This is a genomic window from Rhizobacter sp. (assembly GCA_019635355.1).
Classification (GTDB): domain Bacteria; phylum Pseudomonadota; class Gammaproteobacteria; order Burkholderiales; family Burkholderiaceae_C; genus Rhizobacter.
In genome coordinates this window covers 3,934,147-3,951,820 of sequence record JAHBZQ010000001.1, presented here as the reverse complement: position 1 = coordinate 3,951,820, position 17,674 = coordinate 3,934,147, and the positions used below count along the sequence as shown (strand labels likewise).

Below are 17,674 nucleotides of genomic sequence, written 5' to 3'. Positions count from 1 at the left end.
GCCGCATGCCCAGCCCCAAGCAGACCCCGCGCATCGGCTCGCCGGTGCGCGGCTCGAAGACCGGCCGCCCGCTGATGGTGGCGCTCGACCTGCTGGGCCGGCGTGCGGCGCTGCGCATCTTCTGGGAGCTGCGCCATGGCGAGCAGATGACGTTCCGCGCCCTGCAAGACGCCTGCGAGACCAACCCAAGCCTGCTGAACACGCGCATCAAGGAGCTGCGTGAAGTGGGCCTGCTCGAGCACGAGGAAGGCGGTTACCGCCTGACCGCCGAGGGCCGGCGCTTGATGGCATCGCTCGGCCCGCTGTGCGAGTGGGCCGAGGGCTGGCGCGGCGCTTGAGCCAGTAGGCGCCGGCCTACGACAAGTGGCGGCCGGCACCGATCGGCGGCACGAGGCGCGCTGCCTACAGTGGCGGCCAAGTTCCGCAGACACAAGGAGCCTGTCCATGTCTTTCGCTCTCTACCTGATCGGTTTTGCGCTGTTGATCGGCGGCGTCGCCTGGGCGCTGGTGCTGGCCGGCGTGGCGCCCACCTACGTGGCCGTCGCGTGCGTGATCCTGGCCGGCATCGGCGTGATCACCGGCGTGTCGCGCACCCGCACCAAAGACATCTCGCAATGAGGTGCCGCAGGCGTTGAAACACGCCTGCAACGAATGAATCACGCCGGCCGGGGCCGCGACATCCGGCCGATACCGCGGCGTTCCATCCTCATGGTCCCCGAGACGGCGCCGCCACCCGCGGTGCCGCCCCCGAAGAACCGGATGGACACGCCATGAGCTTTGACACCCCCGATGCCTTGACCCCCACCACCCGCCTGTCGGCCCGCACCCAGGGTGCCGGCGACCTGGTGGTGTGCCTGCACTCGACGGCCGGCACGCACTCGCAATGGCAGGGTCTCGCCAACACCCTCTCGCGCCACTGGCAGGTGCTGCTGCCCGACCTGCACGGCCACGGCAAGAGCCCGCCCTTTCCGAGCGCGACGATGAATGCGCTGCAGGCCGATGCACAGGCCGTCATCGCGCTCATGGAAACGACCCAGCCGCAGCTCGACCAGCGTGGCGTGCACCTGGTCGGCCACTCCTACGGCGCCGCACTCGCGCTGCAGATCGCCTTGCGCCACCCCGAGCGGGTGCGTTCGCTGAGCCTGTACGAGCCGGTGGCCTTCGGCGTGCTGCGCGAGCTGGCCCCCCGCGACCCGGCGTTGATGGAGATCACCGACGTGGCGCACACCGCCCGTGGCCTGGTGCAGCGCGGCGAGATCGACCAGGCCGCCGCCTTCTTCATCGGCTACTGGGGCGGCGATGCCAGCTGGAACCAGATGGCCGCCAGCCAGCGTGATGCCGTGGCCGGCCGCATGCCCGCCGTGCCACGCCACTTCGACGCCTGCTTCACCGCCCGCTGGCACAAGAGCCTGCTGGCCCGCCTGACCATGCCCATCCTGCTGATGCACGGTTCGCAGACGCGCACGCCCGCACGGCGTGTGGCCGAGTTGCTGGCACACACGCTGCCCAACGTGCTGCGCGCCGAAGTGCCCGGCGCGGGCCACCTGGGGCCGATCTCGCACGAGGCGACGGTCAACGCATGGATCACCGGCCGCATCGACCCGCGCCTGTCGAACGGGCTCGACCGCATCGTGATGGCGGCCTGAGCAGGGCCACCTGAGCGCAAGTCCGCTTGGCGCGGCAGCGCGAAGTGCGTAGGGTGCGCCCCCATGACCTACGCCGCCCTCACCACACCCGATGGCCAGCGCCTGCACCTGCAGGCCTGGCCCGCCCCCGACCCCGCCGCCGCCCGCGGCACCGTGCTCATCGTGCACGGCCTGGGCGAACACATCGGCCGCTACGCCCACGTGGCCCGGCACCTCAACGCGAGCGGCTGGCACGTCATCGGCTACGACCACCGCGGCCACGGCCGCAGCGACGGCCCCAAGGGCAAGATCAACACCGCCGACGACCTGCTGCGCGACCTCTCGCTCGTGATCGACCACGTGCGCGCCCAGCAGCCGGGCCCGCTCGTGCTGCTCGGCCACAGCATGGGCGGCCTGGTCGCTGCGCGCTTCGTCGGCCAGGGCGTGGCCCGGCCCGGCGAAGCCACCGCCGAGTGGTACCGGCCGGTCGACGCGCTGGTGCTCTCGTCGCCCGCCCTGGCGGCCGACACCAACGCGATCCAGAAGCTGCTGCTGGCCACGCTCGGCACGCTGGCCCCCGACCTCGCGGTGAACAACGGCCTGAAGCCGGCCTGGATCTCGCGCGACCCGAAGGTCGTGGCCGCCTACAGCGCCGACCCGCTGGTGCACGACCGCATCACGCCGCGGCTGGCCCGCTTCATCCTCGGCAACGGCGAGTGGGTGCGCCTGCACGCCGCGCGCTGGAAGGTGCCCACGCTGCTGCTCTACGCCGGCAGCGACCGCTGCGTCGCCCCCTCGGGTAGCCGCGACTTTGCGGCCACAGGAAACAAGTCAGTGATCACCAGCAAGGAGTTCGGCCCGCTCTATCACGAGATCTTCAACGAGCCCGAGCAGGCTGAGGTGTTGGCCACCTTGTCATCCTGGTTGCAGTCGCAGAAGGTGCCCGCCGCCTAAAATCGCACTTCCGTCCTATTTCATGCGAGCGAGCACACCATGATCCAGAAAGACAAGCTGTACATCGGCGGCCAATGGGTGGCCAGCCTGGGCCAAGAGGCACCTGGCGCGGTGATCTCGCCCGCGACCGGCGACACCATCGCCAGCGTCGTGCGTGGCAATGCCGCCGACGTCGACCGCGCCGTGGCCGCCGCCCGTGGCGCCTTCGACGCCTGGGCTGCCCTCACCCCCGCCGAGCGTGGTGCCTACCTGCTCAAGATCCACGAAGGCCTGAAGGCGCGCGCCGGCGAGATCGCCAAGACCATCAGCTCCGAGATGGGCATGCCGCTCAAGCAGTCGCTGCCGATCCAGGCCGGCTCGCCCATCGCCGTCTTCAAGTACTACGCCAAGCTCGTCGAGAGCTTCCACTGGGAAGAGCAGGCCGGCCACTCGACCATCGTGCGCGAGCCGGTGGGCGTGGTCGCGGCCATCACGCCGTGGAACTACCCGCTGCACCAGATCGGCGCCAAGGTCGCCGCTGCGCTGGCGGCGGGTTGCACCGTGGTGTTGAAGCCGGCCGACGTGACGCCGCTCAACGCCTTCATCCTGGCCGAGGTGATCCATGACGCCGGCGTGCCGGCCGGCGTGTTCAACCTCGTCACTGGCCGCGGCACCATCGTCGGCGAGGCGATGGTCAAGCACCCCGAGGTCGACATGGTGTCGTTCACCGGCTCCACCGGCGCCGGCCGCCGCATCTCGGCGCAGGCCTCGGAAACCATCAAGCGCGTGGCGCTCGAGCTCGGCGGCAAGTCGGCCTCGGTCATCCTCGAAGACGCCGACCTCACCGCCGCAGTGAAGGGCTCGGTGCAGGCCTGCTTCCTCAACGCCGGCCAGACCTGCACCGCGCACACCCGCATGGTCGTGCCCGAGAGCAAGTACGCCGAGGTGGCCAAGATCGCGGTGGCGGTGACCGCCGCCTACAAGGTGGGCGACCCCTTCGACGAGACCACGGTGATGGGCCCGGTCGCCTCGAAGTCGCAGCAGGACACGGTGCAGGAGTACATCCAGATCGGCCTCGACGAAGGCGCCGAGCTCCTGACCGGCGGCCTGGGTGCCCCCGAAGGTTTGGAGAACAAGGGCTACTACGTGAAGCCCACCGTCTTCGGCCGCGTGAAACCCGATTCGCGCCTGGCGCAGGAAGAAGTCTTCGGCCCGGTGCTGTCGATCCTCACCTACAAGGACGAAGCCGAAGCCATCGCCATCGCCAACAACAGCATCTACGGCCTGTCGGGCGGCGTGTGGGCTTCCACCGACGAGCGCGCCAAGGAAGTGGCGAAGAAGATCCGCACCGGCATGGTCGACATCAACGGCGGCGGCTTCAACATGCAGGCACCGTTCGGTGGCTACAAGCAATCCGGCAACGGCCGTGAGTTCGGCAAGTGGGGCCTGGAAGATTTCCTGGAAGTGAAGTCGCTCCAATTCAAGCGGGCATAAGGCCCCCCAGTCGCTCCGCTCCTGCCCCCAAGGGGCGCCGCCTGGCGGACCGGCAAAGCCGGCTCCGCGGGCGAGGCTTGATGAGCACGCGGCTCCGCGCGTGGCTGCCAGAACTAAACTGGGTTTTCCTTTCGAAGGAGAGCCCGCCATGAACGCCCGCGACCCGCTGCAACCGATCCAGCCCGACGAAGCGACCGCCCTCGCCGACTACGCCGACCGCGCCTGGGACGAGCGCATCGTCCCCGCCCTCACCGACTACATCGCCATCCCGGCGAAGAGCCCGATGTTCGACGCCGAGTGGCAGCAGCACGGCTTCATCGACAAGGTGGTGCGCGATGCGGCGAGCTGGGTCGAAGGCCGCAAGGTGGCCGGGCTGAAGCTGGAAATCGTGAGGCTGCCCGGCCGCACGCCGGTGATCTTCTTCGAGGTGCCAGCCACCAAAGCGGGCAGCACCGACACCGTGCTGATGTACGGCCACCTCGACAAGCAACCCGAGTTCACCGGCTGGCGCACCGACCTCGGCCCCTGGACGCCCAAGTACGAAGACGGCCTGCTCTACGGCCGCGGCGGCGCCGACGACGGCTACGCGATCTACGCCGCCATCACCGCCATCGAGGCGCTCGATGCGCAAGGCATTCCGCGCCCGCGCTGCGTGGGCCTCATCGAAGCCTGCGAGGAAAGCGGCTCCTTCGACCTGCCCGCTTACATCGACGCGCTCGCGCCGCGTCTCGGCGATGTGGCCCTCGTCGTCTGCCTCGACAGCGGCGCCGGCAACTACGACCAGCTGTGGCTCACCACCAGCCTGCGCGGCATGGTGAGCGGCACCTTGCGCGTCGAGATCCTCACCGAGGGCGTGCACTCGGGCGACTCGAGCGGGCTCGTGCCGTCGAGCTTCCGCATCCTGCGACAGGTGCTCGACCGGCTGGAAGACTCGAAGACCGGGCGGCTGCTGCCGGAGAGCTTCCACTGCACCATCCCCGCCGACCGCATCGAGCAGGCGAACGCGACAGCGCAGATCCTCGGCGACGAGGTCTGGAAGCGCTTCCCGTGGGCCTGCGGCGCCGATGGTTCGCCGTCGCTGCCCACGACGACTGACCCGCTGGAAGCGCTGCTCAACCGCACCTGGCGGCCCACGCTGAGCGTGACGGGGGCCGACGGCTTTCCCGAGTGGAAGAGTTCCGGCAACGTGCTGCGCCCCTACACCGCTTTCAAGCTGAGCCTGCGCCTGCCGCCCACGGTCGATGCGAACGAGGCGGCCGAGAAGCTGAAGCTGCTGCTGGAAGACAACGCGCCCTACAACGCGAAGGTCACCTTCGGCGCCGATGGCCGCGCCGGGGCCGCGGGCGCCACCGGCTGGAATGCGCCCAGCCTCGCGCCCTGGCTCGAAGACGCGCTGCAGTCGGCCTCGCAAGCCCACTACGGCGCGCCCTGCGGCTACATCGGCCAGGGCGGCACCATCCCGTTGATGAGCCTCCTGCAACAGAGCTTCCCCAAGGCGCAGATGATGGTCTGCGGCGTGCTCGGGCCCAAGAGCAACGCGCACGGCCCCAACGAGTTCCTGCATGTGCCCTATGGGAAAAAACTCACGGCCGCGGTGGCCCAGGTGATGGCCGCCTGCCCGTGAACGCTCGCTTTGCCTCGTAGACTGGCCCGCCCAGTGCGCCCATGCCGAGGCGCACGGAGAGACAACGGGAGCGTTTGAATGTTGAAGTGGGCCTTGCTGCTGATGGCAGCCGCCGTGTGCAGCAGCGTGCAGGCACAACCCAGCGCCTCGCTGGTCGCACCCCGTGTGGCCGCGTTGCAGGACCGGATGGTCGCGTGGCGTCGCGACATCCACCAGCACCCCGAACTCTCCGGCCAGGAGGTGCGCACCGCACGCCTCGTGGCCGATCACCTGCGCCAACTCGGCCTCACGGTGAAGACCGGCGTGGGCGGCCACGGCGTCGTGGGCGTGCTCAAAGGCGGGCGACCCGGCAAGGTGGTGGCGCTGCGCGCCGACATGGATGCGCTGCCGGTGCTCGAAACCACTGGCCTGCCCTTCGCCTCGAAGGCCCTCGGCCGCTACCGCGGGCAGGACACGCCGGTGATGCACGCTTGCGGCCACGATGGCCACGTGGCGATGCTGATGGCCGTGGCCGAAGTGCTCACCTCGCTGCGGGCCGAGCTGCCCGGCACGGTGAAGTTCATCTTCCAGCCGGCCGAGGAAGGCGTGGCGACCGAAGACGCCGGCCAGCAGACTTTGTGGGGCGCCCGCGCGATGGTGGCCGACGGGGTGCTCAACAACCCGAAGGTCGACGCCGTGTTCGGCCTGCACCTCTCGCCCAACCTCGGCGCCGGCCAGCTGGGCTATCGCAGCGGGCCGATGATGGCCGGCGCCGACACGGTGCACATCACCATCACCGGCGAACAGACGCATGGCGCCGCGCCGTGGACGGGCACCGACCCGATCGTCGTCGCGGCGCAGGTGATCAACGGGCTGCAGACCATCGTGAGCCGACAGCTCAACATCAACCACGAGCCGGTGGTGCTGACCATCGCGTCCATTCACGGCGGCCACCGCGAGAACATCATCCCCGACAAGGTGGAGATGCTGGGCACGCTGCGCACCTTCGACGAGGAGATGCGCACCGAGGCCAAGCAGCGCATCGTGACCACCGCGGAGAAGATCGCCGAAGCGAGTGGCGCGAAAGCCGAGGTGCGCTTCGGCAGCAACGCCTACAGCGTGACCATCAACGACGACCCGCTGATGCAGGCCATGCTGCCGACGCTGCAGCGCGCGAGCGGCGGCAAGGCGGTGCCGATCCCGAAGATCAGCGCGTCGGAAGACTTCTCGGAGTTCCAGAAAGTCGTGCCGGGCGTGTTCTACATCCTCGGCGCGCCGCCCAAGGGCAAGACGCCGATGGACGCCGCCACCAACCACTCGCCCAACTTCGATTTCGACGAAGACGCGATGCCGCTCGGCGCCCTGTCGCTCACCATGCTGGCGCTGGACTACCTGGCCTCGGCGCGCTGAAGCTTCAAGAGGCTCGCACCGACAGCCTCGGCCACTTCGATGCCGTCGACGCCGGCCGACATGATGCCGCCCGCATAACCCGCGCCCTCGCCGGCCGGGTAGAGGCCCTTCACGTTGAGGCTCTGGTAGTCGCGGCCGCGCGTGATGCGCAGCGGGGACGAGGTGCGCGTCTCCACGCCCGTCAGCACCGCATCCGGCATCGAGAAGCCCTTGATCTGGCGCTCGAAAGCGGGCAAGGCTTCGCGGATCGCGTGGATGGCGTAAGCGGGCAGGCTCTCCTGGCCCGGGGCCCCGAGGTCGGTGAGGCGCACGCCGGGCTTGTACGAGGGCTCGACGCGCCCAAGCACCTTCGAGGCCTGGCCCTTGATGAAGTCGCCCACCAGCTGCGCGGGGGCGCCATAGGCCCGGTCGCCAAGCGTGAAGGCGCGTGACTCGAGCGCGCGCTGGAAGGCGATGCCGTCGAGCGGGTTCACCGGGCCCTCGCCCGGCGTCTGGCGGTAGTCGTCGGGCGAGATGCCGACCACGATGCCGGCATTCGCATTGCGCTCGTTGCGCGAATACTGGCTCATGCCGTTGGTCACCACCCGCTCGGGCTCGGAGGTGGCGGCCACCACGGTGCCGCCCGGGCACATGCAGAAGCTGTAGACCGAACGCCCGTTCTTCGCGTGGTGCACCAGCTTGTAGTCGGCCGCGCCGAGGATGGGGTTGCCCGCGTTGGGGCCGAAGCGCGCCTTGTCGACGAGGCTTTGCGGGTGCTCGATGCGAAAGCCCACCGAGAAGGGCTTGGCCTCCATGTAGACGCCGCGCTGGTGCAGCATGGCGAAGGTGTCGCGTGCGCTGTGGCCCAGCGCCAGCACCACGTGCTCGCTGTCGATCTGCTCGCCCGAGGCGAGCGTCACGCCCCGCACCTGGCCCCCGTCGATGTGCACATCGGTCACGCGTTGTTCGAAGCGGATCTCGCCACCGAGTGCCACGATGTCGGCGCGGATCTTCTCGACCATGCTGACCAGGCGGAAGGTGCCGATGTGCGGCTTGCTCACGAAGAGGATCTCTTCCGGCGCCCCCGCCTTCACGAACTCGGTGAGCACCTTGCGCGTGAGGTGGCGTGGGTCGCTGATCTGGCTGTAGAGCTTGCCGTCGGAAAACGTACCGGCGCCGCCTTCGCCGAACTGCACGTTCGACTCCGGGTTCAGCTCACGCCGCCGCCACAGGCCCCAGGTGTCTTGCGTGCGCTGGCGCACTTCCTTGCCGCGCTCGAGCACGATGGGGCGCAGGCCCATCTGCGCCAGGATCAGCGCGGCGAAGATGCCGCAGGGGCCGAAGCCGATGACGAGCGGGCGCTGTCCACTGGCCACGCCGAAATCGGCCGGCGCATGGCCGAGAAATTTGTAGCGTGTGTCGGGCGACGGGCGGATGTGCGCATCGCCTTGCAGGCGCGCGAACACGGCCGCTTCATCGGCCAGCGCGCAGTCAAGCGTGTAGATGAGCTGGATGGCGCTCTTCTTGCGCGCGTCGTAGCTGCGCTTGAAGACGGTGAACGACTGCAAGGCTGCGTCGGCGATGCCCAGCCGCGCCACGATGGCCGGGCGCAGCGCCTCTTCGGGGTGGTCCAGGGGCAGTCGCAGTTCGGTGATACGGAGCATGCGGCGATTGTCCCGCAGGCAAAAAGAAAGCCGCCCGGAGGCGGCTTCTTCACGCGGGTGCGCGCAGCTCAGTGGCCGGCGCCCACACCGCCGCGGGCGGCCTGGCCAGCGCGGGTGGCGGCGATGGCTTCCTTGCGGACTTCTTCGCGGGTGCGGGTCGAGACGACCGGCGTGGCGCTGACGTCGACTTCGCTCAGGCTCAGGCGCTCCAGCGTGCCGTCCTTGCGGGCTTGCAGCACTTCGGCGCGACGGTCGGCACGGGTCACGGTGCTGGCGGCCGGGGCCTTCTGGAACAGGCCGGCGACGTCGGCTTGCACCGGCACCAGGTTCTCGCCGTCGGCGCGGGCCTTGATCACCTCGGCGCGCACGGCGGCGCGGGTGACGGTGCTGGGCTGCGAGGCACCGAAGTGCTGCAGGTCGAGTTCGCTGCTCTGGGCGAAGGCGGTGGAGCCGACGGCGGCGAGCGCGAGGGCGATGACGTGTTGGCGGTTCATGGTGATTTCTCCTGGGTTCGGTTCAATGCGGTTCGATTCGGTCGAGGTCGCGGCTCAGTAGCCGGCGCCGATGCGGCCCTTGTCCTGGTAGGTGTCGACGCGGGCCTGGGCACGCGCTTCGGCACGCACGGCTTCGCGGCTCAGGCCGGAAGCGGCGGGGGCCTTCCAGGCAGCGACTTCAGGCGGCGTCGCGAGGTCGGCACCGGCCAGCTCGGCCTTGACCTGGGCGCGGGTCACGCGGGTGGCAAACGGGCTCTGGGCAGCGGTCGGCACGGCGGCGGCGATCACTTCGCCGGGGACGGCCAGTTCACCCTTGGCCTGGGCCGACAGCACCTCGGCGCGCACGGCGGCGCGGCTCACGGTCGAGGCCTGGTTCTGGCCGAAATACTGCAGATCGGCTTCGCTGCTCTGCGCGAAGGCGGCAGAAGAGCCGAGGAGGGCGATGGCGGCGGCGGTGAGGGCTTGCTTGCGGTTCATGATGATTCCTTCAGTGGATTGACAGTGGTTGTGACGTTTCGGGCATGGCGGGCTAGGGTTCCCCGTCTTGTCCTGCCTCGGTGAGTCGTGTTAGTCAAATCGGCTCATCGATGGAGCGAACTGTAGACATTGCCAAACCATCAATAAATGACCTATCCTCAAACGGCGCATTGCTGAAAACGAAACGATTGGGATGTAAGCGATGGACCGACTCCACTCCATGCGGGTGTTTTCCCGGGTGATCGAAGAAGGCAGCTTTGCCGGCGCGGCGCGCCAGCTGAACCTGTCGGCCGCGGTGGTGACCCGCCTGGTGGCCGACCTGGAAGAGCACCTGGGCGCCCGCCTCATCAACCGCACCACGCGCCGCCTGGCGCTCACCGACATCGGCGAGCTGTACCTCGAGCGCGTGCGGCAGATCCTCACCGAGGTGGAAGAGGCCGAGGCACTGGCGAGTGCCGCCACCTCAGAGCCGCGCGGCCACCTGCGGGTGCTGGCCCCGCCCGCCTTTGCGGTGCACCAGATCGCCAAGCACCTGCCGCGCTTTCGCGAGCAGTACCCGAAGGTGACGCTGGAGCTGGCCGCACCCGGGCCGGTGGAGACGGTCGACGAGAACTACGACGTGAGCATCATCCAGGTCGGCCGGCAGCCGCTGGATGGCGATTTCGTGGCGCGGCTGCTGGCGCGGTCCGAGGTCATCACCTGCGCCTCACCCGACTACCTCGACCGCCGCGGGCGCCCCGAGCACCCGAACGACTTGCACCACCACGAAGCGATGCTGCCCAGCTTCGCCCGCGAGATCACCTTCCACCGCGGGCCCTGGGGCGACGACGAGCCCGCGGGCGAATCGGTGACGCTGGTGCCCTCACGCCCGGCGCTGTCGACCACCCACAGCGACACGATGTACGCCGCGGCGCTGGCCAGCATGGGCATTTCGGGGCTGCCGTCCTACGTGGTGGAAGACGCCCTGCTCGAACACGCGCTGGAGCGTGTGCTGCCCGAATGGCGGGTGCTGACGCTGCGCCTCTACGCCGCGATGCCCACGCGCAAGTACGTGCCGGCGCGCACCCGCGCGTTCATCGACTTCCTGGTGCAGACCTTCGGCGGGCGCGAGCACGACCCGTGGCTGCAGGCGGCTGGTTGCGAGACCTGCCCGCAGCAGGTCGCGATGCCGGAGCAGCGCAGCCTGCTGCAGTGACCGCGCGTCAGTAGAAGGCGTCGCTACGCGACGTGCCCATCAAGGGCTCGAGCAGGTGCGCGAGCGGCCCGAGGCCGTTGTAGCGCACCGCCACTTTGTGGGCGTAGCGGAAGAAGCGTGGCAGGTCCTGGCTGTAGTTGGGCTTGCCGTCGCGGTGCTTCAAGCGGCAGAAGATGCCCAGCACCTTGAGATGGCGCTGCAGGCCCATCCACTCGAGCTGGCGCCAGAAGTCGCCGAAGTCCTCGGGCACCGGCAGCGAGGCTTTCTTCGCCTGCTGCCAGTAGCGCACGGCCCAATCGATCTCCTGCTCTTCCTCCCAGGAGATGAAGGCGTCGCGCAGCAGGCAGGCGATGTCGTAGGTGATGGGGCCGCGCACCGCGTCCTGGAAGTCGAGGATGCCGGGGTTGCCGGCCTCGGGCGCGCAGATCATCAGGTTGCGCGGCATGTAGTCGCGGTGCACGGCGACCGTCGGTTGCGCGAGGGCACTCTTGACGAGCAGGTCGCAGACCTTGTCCCAGCGCGATTGCTGCTCAGCCGTCCAGGTGACGCCGTATTCCCGTGCCACGCACCAGTCGGGAAAGAGCTGCAGCTCGCGGCGCAGCAGCGCGTCGTCATAGGGCGGCAGGCCGCTCGCATCGGCGCGGGTCTGCCACTGCACGAGCGCGACGGTCGCGTCACGCATCAACGACGCGGCGCCGCTGAGATCGCCGGTGGCCTGCGCCTGTTGCAGGGCTTGCAGGTAGAGCTGCGAGCCGAGGTCGCTCAGCAGCAGGAAACCGTGCTCGGCGTCTTGCTCGAGCACACGCGGCGCATTGAGGCCGGCCGATTCGAACATCGACGCGATGGCGATGAACGGGCGCACATCTTCCTGCGGCGGCGGCGCGTCCATCACGATGAAAGAGCGGCCCGCGCCGTCGACACGGAAATAGCGCCGGAAGCTGGCATCGGCACTCGCCGCACGCAGGCTCTGCGGGTCGAAGCCGTGGCGCTGGGCGGCGCTCGCGAGCCAGCGGTCGAAGCGCTCGCGGCGGGCGTCGTCGGGCCACACGATGGCGGCGGGAGAGGAGGTGGTGACCATAGGGGGAAGCAGGCGGCGGGCTAGGGGAATTGAGGGCCGGATGGCCGCGTCCCTCGTCGATAATCGATTCTACAAATCGACCCTCGCGGGTGGCCTCGATGCCGCCAGGGGCGGGCCGCGATGCACGGCTCTTCCCCACGCACGATCTCCTCGCTCTCTTCGCCCCGTCCTTTGCGCCACCTCCCTCGACATCGCCACCACGCCATCGCTGCCGCGGCCTGCCTGGCTGTCGGTGCCTGGCCCTCGGCGTGGGCCCAGGCCACGCCCGCCGCGGCGGAGAAGGCACCGGTCATCGTCGAGGCCCAGGAGGTGCGCGCGCGGCCCGACCTCGACGCCGTGGCCGAGGGCAATGCCCTGCTGCGGCAGGGCCCGATCGAGATCCGCGCCGACCGCCTCAGCTACGACCAGGCCACCGACACCGCCCGCGCGTTCGGCAAGGTGCGCATCTCGCGCGATGGCAACGTCTACAGCGGGCCTGAGCTGCAACTGAAGCTCGGCACCTACGAGGGGTATTTCGTCAACCCGACGTATTTCTTCTCGCGCACGCAGGCCGGCGGCAGCGCCTCGCGCCTCGACTTCATGGGCAAGGACGTGGCACTCGCCACCGACGGCAACTACACCAGCTGCCCGCGTGACGGCAGCGGCGAGCCGGCCTGGCTGCTGGAAACGCGTCGCGTGCGCATGGACCTGCCCAACAACGAAGGCATTGCCGAAGGCGCGGTGCTGCGCTTCTATGGCGTGCCCATCCTCGCCGCGCCGGTGCTGAGCTTCCCGCTCACCGACGCGCGCAAATCAGGCTGGCTGCCGCCCACCACCAGCGTCGACAGCAAGAGCGGCCTGAAGCTCTCGGTGCCGTACTACTGGAACATCGCGCCCAACCGTGATGCCACGCTCACGCCCACGGTCATCGCCAAGCGCGGCGTGGCGCTGGGCTCGGAGTTCCGCTACCTGCAGCGCAGCGACGAAGGGGCCTTGACCTATTTCGTGCTGCCGAACGACCGCCTGACCGGCCACAGCCGCGACGCACTCGGCTACCTGCACGAGGGCAACTTTCTCGGCAACGGCTACTACAAGGCCGACGTCACCCGCGTCTCCGACGACGAGTACTGGAAAGACTTCCCCGGCGACTACCCGAGCTTGCTGCCGCGCTTGCTGACGGGCGATGCGCAGGTGCAGGCGCCCGTGTTTGGCAACTGGAAAACCTATGCGCGGGTGCTGCGCTGGCAGATCCTGCAAGACGATGCCAACCGCATCGAGGCGCCCTACGACCGCTATCCGCAGGTGGGCATCCGCGGCACGCAAAGGCTGCCGGGTGGCTTCGAGTTCAGCCTCGAATCCGAGTACAACCGTTTTGTTCTCCCCAACGACACCAGCGCCCAGGACCGTCTTGACCGCAATCCCGGCGAGCGCTGGCACAGCCTCGGTTCGCTCAGCTTGCCGATCGTCGCCCCTGGCTGGAGCCTCGTGCCACGTCTGGCGTTCAACTCGGCGACCTACAGCCTTGACCGCGCCCTCACCGGCGGCGAGTTCATCGGGCAGCGCCAGTTCAGCCGCACCATCCCCACCTTCAGCCTCGACAACGCGTGGGTCTTCGAGCGCGACACGAGCTGGTTCAGCCGCTACATGCGGCAGACGCTCGAGCCTCGCGTCTACTACGTGAAGACGCCGTACCGCGACCAGAACGGCCTGCCGCGCTTCGACTCGGCAGAGCGCGACCTCAACCTCGATTCGATCTACGGCGACAACGACTTCTCCGGTATCGACCAAGTGTCGGACGCGCACCAGGTCACCGTGGGCGTCACCACACGCATGCTCGACGCGCAAAGCGGTGCCGAGGCCTTGCGGCTGGGCATCGCGCAGCGTTTCTTGCTGTCGGAGCAGCGGATTACCCCCACCGGCGGCGCCAACAAGGACCTGCTGCTGATGGGCTCCAGCAGCTTCTGGCCGCAGTGGAAGCTCGACGCCGGCGTGCAGTACAGCCCGGAGCTGTCACGCACCAAACGGTCCATGCTGAGCGCCCGCTACTCCCCCGGCCCGTACCGCACGCTCTACAGCGCCTACCGCTTCAAGCGCGGCGAGAGCGAGCAGGTTGAACTCGGCTGGCAATGGCCGATCTATGGACGGGTGCGCGACGGCAAGGCTGGGCCGAACGCCCAGTGTGCCGGCGGGTGGTACAGCGCCGGCCGCGTCAACTACAGCGTGCGCGAGCGCCGCGTGACCGACTCGGTGCTCGGCTTCGAATACGACGCCGGCTGCTGGATCGGGCGTGTGGTGGCCAAGCGTGTGTCCACCAGCCAGCAGGACGCCACCACCCAGTTCGGCTTCGAAATCGAGTTCGTCGGCCTGTCGCGCCTGGGCACCAACCCGCTGAAGGTCTTGAAGGACAATATCCCCGGCTACCGCCTGCTGCGCGACGACGCGCCCACCGAGGCCCCCTCGCCGACCGCACCCTGAATCCCCCATGACCACGATCCGCCACTGGCCCTGCATCGCCTTGCTGTCGTTCACGCTCGCAGCCGGCCTGCCCGCCCACGCCCAGCGCAGCGCCCCGCGCACGGCCGACTACATCGTCGCCATCGTCAACCAGGAGCTGGTCACCGCCGCCGAGCTGCAGCAGCGCATCGCGCAAGTGCGTGAGAACGCACGCCGCAGCAACACCCCGTTGCCGCCCGACGAAGAGCTCAAGCAGGAAGTGTTGAACGCGCTGATCGACGAGCGTGTGATCGTCACCAACGCACGCGACAGCGGCATGCGCCTCGACGATGCCGAGCTCGAGCGGGCGATGGCCAACGTGGCCGCGCAGAACCAGCTCACGCCGCAACAGCTGCGCGAGCGCCTGCGCCGCGAAGGCATCGACTACGCACGCTTCCGCAAGAACATCCGCGACCAGCTGCTGGTCGAGCGCACGCGCGAGCGCGAGGTGCAGCAGCGAATCCGCATCAGCGACCCCGAGATCGACGCCTGGCTTGACAAGCAGCGCGCTGCAGCCGGCAACTCCACCGAATACAACCTGGCGCAGGTGCTGGTGGTCGTGCCCGAGAACGCGCCGGCCCAGGTGGTCGAAGAGCGCCGCGCCCGCGCCGAAGCGGCGCTCGAGCGTCTGCGCAAAGGCGAGGCCTTCGATGCCGTGGCCCGCGAGATCTCGGAAGACACCAACCGGGCAAAAGGCGGCGAGATCGGTGCACGCCCAGCGAGCCAGCTGCCCGACATCTTCGTCGACGCGGTGCGCACGCTGAAGGTGGGCGAGTTCACGCCCACGCTGCTGCGCAGCTCGGCAGGCTTCCATGTGCTCAAGGTGCTGTCGCGCACCGAGACCGGCGCCTTCACCGTCACGCAGACGCGTGCGCGCCATGTGCTGCTGCGGCCCTCAGCCCAGCTGAGCCAGGAGGCTGCCATTCGCCGGCTGCAGGAGTTCAAGCGGCAGATCGCGGCCGGCACCCGCACCTTCGAGCAGATCGCACGCGACAACTCCGAAGACGGCAGCGCCGCCCAGGGCGGCGACCTCGGCTGGGTGTCGCCGGGCAACTTCGTGCCCGAGTTCGAAGAGGCGATGAACGCACTGCCGCTCAACGGCCTGTCCGACCCCGTCATCTCGCGCTTCGGCGTGCACCTGATCCAGGTGATGGAGCGCCGCAAGGTCACGCTCGACGCGAAGCAGCAGCGAGAGCAGGCCCGTAGTGCGCTGCGCGAGCAGAAGTTCGAAGAGGCCTACCTGGAGTGGGTGCGCGACCTGCGTGCGCGGGCGTATGTCGAGCTGCGCGAGCCGCCGCAATAACCGGCACCGCGTTTGAAGCACATTCCGCGCAAGCGATTCGGCCAGCATTTTCTGGCCGACGCATCTGTGATCGACGACATCGTCGACGCGATCGATCCGCAGCCGGGGCAGGCCCTGGTCGAGATCGGGCCCGGGCTGGGCGCAATGACCGACCCGCTGGTGGCGCGCAGCCATCACCTCACGGTGGTCGAGCTCGACCGCGATCTCGCGACCCGGCTGCGCAAGCGGGCGGAGCTCACCGTGGTCGAGTCCGATGTGCTGAAGGTCGACTTCACGGCGCTGGCCCAGCAGGCCGGGCAGAAGCTGCGCATCGTCGGCAACCTGCCCTACAACATCTCCACGCCCATCCTCTTCCACCTGCTCGACTCCGTGGAGCACGTGGTCGACCAACACTTCATGTTGCAAAAGGAAGTGGTGGACCGCATGGCCGCAGCCCCGGGCAGCAAAGACTTCGGCCGCCTGTCGGTGATGCTGCAATGGCGCTACGCCATCGAGTCGGTGCTCGACGTGCCGCCCGAAGCCTTCGACCCACCGCCGCGCGTCGATTCGGCGGTGGTGCGCATGGTGCCGCTACCGAGCCTTGAAGGCGTGGATGCCGCCCTGCTTGGCGAACTGGTCACCGTCGCCTTCTCGCAGCGCCGCAAGCTGCTGCGCCACACCCTCGGCCGCTGGCTCACCGAGCGTGGCTTCGGAGGCGACTTCGACACGCAGCGGCGCGCCGAGGAAGTCCCGGTGGCGGAATACCTGGCTCTCGCGCGCACCTTGGTCCGGAAATGAAAAGAGCGGCCGAAGCCGCTCTTTCGCAGAACACGTTTCGCTCAGCTCAAGCAGCCGTCAGCCACATCGAGGTGTCGAAGGCGCTGCTCATCATCGGCATGTTCATGCCGAAGCTGGCGTTCGCGGCGTTCTTGGCTGCCACCTTGGTGGGCTTTTCTGCTGCAGTGCTCGGGGCCGTTTCATTCGCCCGCTCCCATGACCCTTGTTCTTGGGAGCGGGCTACTGAAAAGAATAGAAGCACCTGAAGGGAATCTTCCGCTCGGCCCAGAAATCGGCCGCATCGCGGAAGACATCGAGCAGTTGCTCGCGCGCTTCGCGGTCGAAACGCGGGTTGTCGGGCAACTGCTCGAGCACCACCACGAAGCCGGGCTGCGCGCCCGACTTGTGGACCAGGTCCGTCATGCAGTCGTAGAGGGCGTCGAGGTTCTTGCCGAAATGCGCCGGGAAGAGGAACGACTCGGCAATGGCTTCCATGACGTCCTGCTTGGTCTGGGCCGAAGTCAGGTTGGCGTAGAGGAAATGCTGGCCGGCGCCTTGTGCGGCGTCCTGCAGCTCATCCACGCGGTAGGCGCGTATCGACTGGACAATGTTTGGACGGACTGTCTGCAACAGCATGGTCACGTTCCTCCTTTGGGTTCAAAACAAAAACCTTTGACGCTCACTTCACGATGCGGCGAAAGCTCGCGTAGTGATCGTCCGTGTAAAAGCAGGCATCGGGCGCGGTGGGCTGGCGGCCCCCACACACGATGCGGCGCGCGCCACGGTCGCGCGACCCGGGTGTCTTGACGGTGTATTCGCGGTAGTAGCCGCGAGCCTGGACCGGCAGCAGCCGCTCGCGATTGCCGAAGCGACTGCCGTCTTTTTCATATGGGAAGGGTCCGCCGGCGCGGATGAGGCGCTCGGTCTCCTGGGCTTCGCTCGGCAGGCTGGCCAGCGGAACTGTCTGGATCAGCGCTGCGGGTGGCTTGCCAGCGGCACCATTGCCAAACACTGCGGCACTTGCCAGAACCACCATCGCTAGAAAGTTGGCAAGTGCCGACTTTCGAAGGGACGGCCACCCAAGCTGCCGACCAAAGAGGACCACGGGTTATACCTGAAATATGAAACCGAGATGGTACCGAATCAGGGCAAAAAGCTCAAGCCGGTGCCTCAATTTGAGGCAAGGATCAG

General features: G+C 68.4%; 18 protein-coding genes. 12 read left to right on the top strand and 6 right to left on the bottom strand.

The features are described 5' to 3' along the window. Positions 1-74 precede the first annotated feature (74 nt). The 7 genes from KF892_18150 (at position 75) to KF892_18120 (ending at position 7,065) form a co-directional block, all read left to right on the top strand. A complete protein-coding gene (locus KF892_18150; GenBank protein MBX3626948.1) occupies positions 75-338 on the top strand; it encodes a helix-turn-helix transcriptional regulator in 264 nt (87 codons plus the stop codon). A 106-nt stretch (positions 339-444) separates the two neighbouring features. Then, the gene (locus KF892_18145; protein MBX3626947.1) at positions 445-618 is read left to right on the top strand and encodes a hypothetical protein; all 174 of its coding nucleotides are present in this window, start codon (positions 445-447) and stop codon (positions 616-618) included. A gap of 152 nt (positions 619-770) precedes the next feature. Then, positions 771-1,646: an alpha/beta hydrolase gene (locus KF892_18140; GenBank protein ID MBX3626946.1), complete on the top strand. Its 876-nt coding sequence runs from the start codon at positions 771-773 to the stop codon at positions 1,644-1,646. Between the two features lie 63 nt (positions 1,647-1,709). Continuing rightward, a complete protein-coding gene (locus KF892_18135) occupies positions 1,710-2,579 on the top strand; it encodes a lysophospholipase (GenBank protein ID MBX3626945.1) in 870 nt (289 codons plus the stop codon). A 39-nt stretch (positions 2,580-2,618) separates the two neighbouring features. Further along, positions 2,619-4,052 (top strand): aldehyde dehydrogenase family protein, encoded by a 1,434-nt coding sequence (locus KF892_18130; protein MBX3626944.1) that lies wholly within the window; start codon positions 2,619-2,621, stop codon positions 4,050-4,052. A gap of 148 nt (positions 4,053-4,200) precedes the next feature. Beyond that, positions 4,201-5,676: a M20 family metallopeptidase gene (locus KF892_18125; protein MBX3626943.1), complete on the top strand. Its 1,476-nt coding sequence runs from the start codon at positions 4,201-4,203 to the stop codon at positions 5,674-5,676. A 78-nt stretch (positions 5,677-5,754) separates the two neighbouring features. Continuing rightward, positions 5,755-7,065, top strand: a complete 1,311-nt coding sequence (locus KF892_18120; GenBank protein ID MBX3626942.1) for an amidohydrolase — start codon at positions 5,755-5,757, stop codon at positions 7,063-7,065. Here KF892_18120 and KF892_18115 read toward each other — a convergent pair. The 3 genes from KF892_18115 to KF892_18105 form a co-directional block, all read right to left on the bottom strand. Further along, on the bottom strand, positions 7,044-8,708 hold the full coding sequence (locus KF892_18115; protein MBX3626941.1) for an NAD(P)/FAD-dependent oxidoreductase: 1,665 nt from the start codon (positions 8,706-8,708) through the stop codon (positions 7,044-7,046). The genes KF892_18120 and KF892_18115 overlap by 22 nt on opposite strands. Before the next feature lie 68 nt (positions 8,709-8,776). Further along, on the bottom strand, positions 8,777-9,202 hold the full coding sequence (locus KF892_18110) for a DUF4148 domain-containing protein (protein ID MBX3626940.1): 426 nt from the start codon (positions 9,200-9,202) through the stop codon (positions 8,777-8,779). Positions 9,203-9,256: 54 nt separating this feature from the next. Then, the gene (locus KF892_18105) at positions 9,257-9,679 is read right to left on the bottom strand and encodes a DUF4148 domain-containing protein (protein MBX3626939.1); all 423 of its coding nucleotides are present in this window, start codon (positions 9,677-9,679) and stop codon (positions 9,257-9,259) included. Positions 9,680-9,881: 202 nt separating this feature from the next. On the opposite strand from KF892_18105, the gene KF892_18100 reads away from it, so the two are divergent. Beyond that, positions 9,882-10,874: a LysR family transcriptional regulator gene (locus tag KF892_18100; GenBank protein MBX3626938.1), complete on the top strand. Its 993-nt coding sequence runs from the start codon at positions 9,882-9,884 to the stop codon at positions 10,872-10,874. A gap of 7 nt (positions 10,875-10,881) precedes the next feature. Here KF892_18100 and KF892_18095 read toward each other — a convergent pair whose 3' ends face one another. Then, positions 10,882-11,952 carry a phosphotransferase gene (locus KF892_18095; GenBank protein MBX3626937.1) on the bottom strand — a complete coding sequence of 357 codons (1,071 nt, stop codon included), beginning with the start codon at positions 11,950-11,952 and terminating at the stop codon, positions 10,882-10,884. Between the two features lie 171 nt (positions 11,953-12,123). On the opposite strand from KF892_18095, the gene KF892_18090 reads away from it, so the two are divergent. From KF892_18090 to KF892_18075, 4 genes are read left to right on the top strand one after another with little or no spacing between them, the layout of a single operon-like run. Then, the gene (locus KF892_18090; GenBank protein ID MBX3626936.1) at positions 12,124-14,406 is read left to right on the top strand and encodes an LPS-assembly protein LptD; all 2,283 of its coding nucleotides are present in this window, start codon (positions 12,124-12,126) and stop codon (positions 14,404-14,406) included. Positions 14,407-14,413: 7 nt separating this feature from the next. Beyond that, entirely contained in the window at positions 14,414-15,727 is a 1,314-nt protein-coding gene (locus KF892_18085) for a peptidylprolyl isomerase (GenBank protein ID MBX3626935.1), read from the top strand. Positions 15,728-15,739: 12 nt separating this feature from the next. After that, on the top strand, positions 15,740-16,504 hold the full coding sequence (gene rsmA, locus KF892_18080; protein ID MBX3626934.1) for a 16S rRNA (adenine(1518)-N(6)/adenine(1519)-N(6))-dimethyltransferase RsmA: 765 nt from the start codon (positions 15,740-15,742) through the stop codon (positions 16,502-16,504). Further along, positions 16,501-16,749, top strand: a complete 249-nt coding sequence (locus KF892_18075; GenBank protein ID MBX3626933.1) for a hypothetical protein — start codon at positions 16,501-16,503, stop codon at positions 16,747-16,749. Before rsmA ends, KF892_18075 begins: the two co-directional genes overlap by 4 nt. Here the strand turns inward: KF892_18075 and KF892_18070 are convergent. Together KF892_18070 and KF892_18065 are read right to left on the bottom strand one after the other, a co-directional pair. Then, a complete protein-coding gene (locus KF892_18070) occupies positions 16,724-17,119 on the bottom strand; it encodes a barstar family protein (protein ID MBX3626932.1) in 396 nt (131 codons plus the stop codon). The two genes, KF892_18075 and KF892_18070, sit on opposite strands and share 26 nt — an antisense overlap. Before the next feature lie 43 nt (positions 17,120-17,162). Continuing rightward, positions 17,163-17,519, bottom strand: coding sequence for a ribonuclease (locus tag KF892_18065; protein MBX3626931.1), 357 nt, complete (start codon positions 17,517-17,519; stop codon positions 17,163-17,165). Positions 17,520-17,674: the final 155 nt, after the last annotated feature.

Bases quoted from the DNA above. Each gene is read 5' to 3' on its own strand.
- KF892_18120 (MBX3626942.1), top strand. From the start codon at position 5,755: ATGTTGAAGTGGGCCTTGCTGCTGATGGCAGCCGCCGTGTGCAGCAGC.
- KF892_18150 (MBX3626948.1), top strand. From the start codon at position 75: ATGGTGGCGCTCGACCTGCTGGGCCGGCGTGCGGCGCTGCGCATCTTC.
- KF892_18085 (MBX3626935.1), top strand. From the start codon at position 14,414: ATGACCACGATCCGCCACTGGCCCTGCATCGCCTTGCTGTCGTTCACG.
- KF892_18110 (MBX3626940.1), bottom strand. From the start codon at position 9,202: ATGAACCGCCAACACGTCATCGCCCTCGCGCTCGCCGCCGTCGGCTCC.
- KF892_18130 (MBX3626944.1), top strand. From the start codon at position 2,619: ATGATCCAGAAAGACAAGCTGTACATCGGCGGCCAATGGGTGGCCAGC.
- KF892_18105 (MBX3626939.1), bottom strand. From the start codon at position 9,679: ATGAACCGCAAGCAAGCCCTCACCGCCGCCGCCATCGCCCTCCTCGGC.
- KF892_18065 (MBX3626931.1), bottom strand. From the start codon at position 17,519: ATGGTGGTTCTGGCAAGTGCCGCAGTGTTTGGCAATGGTGCCGCTGGC.
- KF892_18100 (MBX3626938.1), top strand. From the start codon at position 9,882: ATGGACCGACTCCACTCCATGCGGGTGTTTTCCCGGGTGATCGAAGAA.
- KF892_18095 (MBX3626937.1), bottom strand. From the start codon at position 11,952: ATGGTCACCACCTCCTCTCCCGCCGCCATCGTGTGGCCCGACGACGCC.
- KF892_18075 (MBX3626933.1), top strand. From the start codon at position 16,501: ATGAAAAGAGCGGCCGAAGCCGCTCTTTCGCAGAACACGTTTCGCTCA.
- KF892_18145 (MBX3626947.1), top strand. From the start codon at position 445: ATGTCTTTCGCTCTCTACCTGATCGGTTTTGCGCTGTTGATCGGCGGC.
- KF892_18135 (MBX3626945.1), top strand. From the start codon at position 1,710: ATGACCTACGCCGCCCTCACCACACCCGATGGCCAGCGCCTGCACCTG.
- KF892_18140 (MBX3626946.1), top strand. From the start codon at position 771: ATGAGCTTTGACACCCCCGATGCCTTGACCCCCACCACCCGCCTGTCG.
- KF892_18070 (MBX3626932.1), bottom strand. From the start codon at position 17,119: ATGCTGTTGCAGACAGTCCGTCCAAACATTGTCCAGTCGATACGCGCC.
- KF892_18115 (MBX3626941.1), bottom strand. From the start codon at position 8,708: ATGCTCCGTATCACCGAACTGCGACTGCCCCTGGACCACCCCGAAGAG.
- KF892_18125 (MBX3626943.1), top strand. From the start codon at position 4,201: ATGAACGCCCGCGACCCGCTGCAACCGATCCAGCCCGACGAAGCGACC.